We start from the raw sequence: 3,801 nt of genomic DNA, 5'->3' as shown, positions 1-3,801 counted from the left end.
TTGAGGCGCGGCTCCCGGGCCCGCGCCCGGCCGCTGCGCGGAGCCGGCCCCACCCCGCCCCTTCCCGAAACCGGTGGGCTCCGCCCCCGGATCCCCCGCACCGCCGCTCCGCGACGGTCGCCTCAAGCGCCGGCGAGGCTGGTAGGCCCCCGCAAGCGCTAGGCAGGCCGGCCCGGGACGCGGACTGTCACGCCGGGTCAGTCGAACCAGCGGTCTCGGGCCAGTTCTTCGGTGCGGGAGGGGTCTTCCAGGAGGGCCGCGACCTCGAAGCGGCGGGGCCACTGGCCGGCCGCCCAGGCCAGGCCCGCCGCCACACCTTCCAGCGTGGCCGCGTGCAGGACGCCGTCCGCCGTGCGCCGCCAGTCCAGCTCGATGCCGCCGGCCACCAGCTCCTCGTGCTCCACGTACGAGGACGGGACCGACGGCCCCAGCAGCACCCGCACCGGCTCCGGCACCTCCCGCACCTCACCCTCCGTGGCCACCTCCGCCGGGAGCGTCCCCGACAGCCGCCGCACCTGCAGCAGTTCCGCCAGGTCCGCCGCCCGCTCGGGCGCCACCGGCAGCAGCGGCAGACCCGCCGCCAGCGGCAGCAGGTCGGGCGCGTCGGCCACCACCGCGTCCGCCGCGTCCACCACCCGCAGTTCGCCGTCCACCACCGCCCGCAGCTCCTCCGGCAGCGTGACCTGCTCCGGCTCCAGCTCGGCCAGCGCCCCGTACAGCGCGTGGAGTTGACGGGCCGTCACGTCCCGGTCCGGGTCGGCCAGCCGGCCCAGCAGCTCCGCCGCCCCGCCCGGCTCGTCCAGCAGCGCCGCGACGGAGGTGCGTACCCCCAGTGCCCGCAGCACCTGCTCGTCCTCGAAGCCGGTGGCGTCCGCGGACGCGTACAGGCCCTCCAGCAGCGGGTCCCCGCCGGCCGCCCGCAGCCCCGCGGGCCGGCGCCCGTCCAGCACCGGGTGGTCGCGCAACCACCAGGCGGTGTACGGCCGGACGGTCTGCACGGTGCCGTCCGGCAGCAGCACCCGTACCGGCTGGGTCAGCGCGTCCCGCAGCGGCGGCTGCGCCAGCAGCGCCAGCGCCTGCGGCCAGGCGTCGTCGTCGACCAGGTCCAGGTCCCGGACCGCCACCAGCTCGGTCGCCACCGGCGGCACCGCGGTCTCGGGCAGCTGGTCCAGCACGTCCTCGCACCACACGTCCACCACGTCCAGCAGCCCCGCGTCGTCCGGCTCCGCGAAGTCGCCCTCCCGCGGCTCCAGTTCGTCCGGGTCGAGGACCACGTCCGCGGCCCGCACCAGCTGGAAGTTGGCCAGCACACCGCAGGCGGTCAGCGGCTGCTCACCCCACCGCTCGGCCAGCTCCGCATCGCACAGGGCCAGTTCACCCTCCCGCATGACCGCCGCGAACGGCGAGCCCGGCAGCACCAGTTCACCGGCCGGGGCGCTCTCGCCGTCCTCGTCGGGCAGTGCAAGCGCCGCCAGCCAGGGCTCGTCGCCGGGCTCCAGACCCGCCTCGCGGACCAGCCCGAGGACCACCTCGGCCAGCTCCTCCGCGTCCAGCGCGTCCTCGTCCCACACCTCGTCCGCGTCCAGGGAGGCGGCGACCGCGGCCCGCACCTGCGGGGTGGTCAGCACCGCGCGCGGGGTGGCGGGCAGCGCCCCCAGCCGCTCCAACAGCGGGTGCGCGGCGTCCGGATGGGCGACCTTGAGGCCCAGCCGGGTCAGCGCGGCGGGCGTGCCGGGACCGGGCAGCAGGACGTGCCGGGGCCCGATGGTGGTGCGCACCCCCGACGGGGCCGGGCGGCCGCCGAACCGGTCGTCCGCCAGCGGATCGGCGTCGGCGTCGGCGAACCGGGCCTCCGGACCGTCCTGGTCCGCGGCCTCCGGGCCGTCGGCGGCCAGCGGCACCGGCAGGCCCGAGAGGCGGTCCGGGTCCACCCCGGCGAGGGTGTCGTACAGCCGGTACCACCAGCGCGGCGGCCGCTCCGCGCCCGCGATCCGCTCGATCGCGTCGCCCAGCGGCAGCCGGCCCACGCCCAGGGTCCGCAGCTCGGTACGCCGCTCCAGGCCGGCCGGCAGCAGCGTGGGCAGCACCTCGGCCAGCACCTTGACCGTGTCGGCGCCCGCGCCCTCCACGACCTCCGCCTCGAACGGCCGCAGCGCGGTCAGCTCCTCCGAGGGCACGGCCGGAGCCAGGAAGGCGGTCCGGGGCAGCCGCTCGAGCACGGCCGCGCGCAGCGCGCCGTCCAGTTCGCCCTTGCCGAGCGGGCCGGGCACCAGGTCGACCAGGGCGGCGCTCACCGGCTGCCAGTCCGCGAGGAGTTCGGCGTACGCGTCGGCGGCCCGCTCGACCAGGAAGTCGGTGAGGGGGCCCGGCGCGGGGTGCCGGCGGGCGGTGTCCAGCGGCAGCGAGGCGATCAGCAGCGCCGGGACGCCCAGCGGCTCGTCGGTGGGGGTCGGGGCGTGCACCACGGGCGCGGTGCCGGGGGGCACCGGCGCGCCCTCGGCGTCCACGGGTACCGCCCAGGCGACCGTCCACTGCGGGCGCAGCCGCTCCTCCAGCGGGCGGTCGGCCAGCAGCGCGGGCTCGACCGTCCCGCTGTGCCGCACGGTGCGCCAGCGGGTGGCGCCGTGCACGCTGTCCTCGACGACGGTGTAGCCCTCCGCCTCCCGGCGGCGCAGCGTACGGGTGCCCTCCGGGGTCTCCACCACCAGCTCGGCGAGGCCTGGCAGGGTCAGCAGCAGCGCGTCGTCGATGCCGGTGAGCAGCCGGGCCACCAGGTCCTCGGCGCCGCCGTCGCGCAGGGGCAGGATCACGACCGTGTCGTACCCGTCGGGAGCGGTGCCCTCGGCGGGCAACGGCAGCCGCAGCAGCGGTACGTGGCCGTCGCGGCGGCGCAGCTCGTCGCCCAGGCCGGGGCTGCCCTGGGCGGCCTCGCGGGACAGCTCCCGGGCCTCGGCCAGGGACCAGCGGACACCGCCGTGCCGGCCCACCACGGCCGGCTCGTCGCTGACCGCCAGCACGGCCGCGAAGCCGACGCCGAAGCGGCCGACGGACTCGGCGGCGCCGCGCTTGGCGGAGGCGCGGAGGGTGGACAGCGACTCGACGCCGGCCGCGTCGAGGGGGGCGCCGGTGTTGGCCACCGCCAGGACGCCGGGGCGCAGGGTCAGGCGGAGGCGGCCGGGGACGCCGGCGCGGGCTGCCGCGTCGGCGGCGTTCTGGGCGAGTTCGACGACGAGGCGGTCGCGGTAGCCGCCGAGGGCCAGGTCCTCCTCGGCGTTGGCGTCCTCGCGGAAGCGGGCCGGGCTGGCGCCCCAGGCGTCGAGCACCCCGCGGCGCAGCCGTGCGGTCATGAACGGGTCCATGCCGTCTGGGGCTGCCGTCACTCGTGCGCTCACGCCGTTGCCTCCCTGTATGCAGCGGGTTCGTCCCGCCGCCCCGCCGAAGGTACCGCGCGCCCCCACCTCCCCCACCCCCACCCCGCGGTCACCCCGCCGGTGAGCGGCGATTCCAGCCCCGCCGGCGGTTGAGGCGCGGGGTCCGGGGCGGAGCCCCGAAACCTGGGCGCGGCCCGCCCTTTGACACCCGCTCAGACGGGGACATCCTCAGCCCACCGAAGCCGGCAACTCCAGCCCGCCGGGCAGTGGCAATTCCAGCCCCGCCGGTGGAGTGGCACTTCCAGCCTCGCCGGCGATTGAGGCGCGGGGTCCGGGGCAGCGCCCCGAAACCTGGGCCCCGCCCACCCCTTGCGTCCCGCCCGGGCGGGGACCCGGCACGTCCAGCCCCGCCGGCGATTGAGGCGCGGCT

At 78.0% G+C, this 3,801-nt stretch carries 1 protein-coding gene; it reads right to left on the bottom strand.

The window, feature by feature from the left end; translation table 11 throughout:
* Positions 1-197 precede the first annotated feature (197 nt).
* Positions 198-3,359 carry a molecular chaperone Hsp90 gene (locus tag AB0O40_RS37650; RefSeq protein ID WP_365050825.1) on the bottom strand — a complete coding sequence of 1,054 codons (3,162 nt, stop codon included), beginning with the start codon at positions 3,357-3,359 and terminating at the stop codon, positions 198-200.
* Between the last annotated feature and the right edge of the window lie 442 nt (positions 3,360-3,801).

This window comes from Streptomyces sp. NPDC089919 (assembly GCF_040684615.1).
In the GTDB taxonomy this organism is placed as follows: Bacteria; Actinomycetota; Actinomycetes; order Streptomycetales; family Streptomycetaceae; genus Streptomyces.
This window is presented reverse-complemented; position numbering and strand designations above follow the sequence as displayed.

What these genes read in the sequence shown, in the direction of transcription:
- AB0O40_RS37650 (WP_365050825.1), bottom strand. Translation starts at nt 3,359, where the DNA reads ATGGACCCGTTCATGACCGCACGGCTGCGCCGCGGGGTGCTCGACGCC.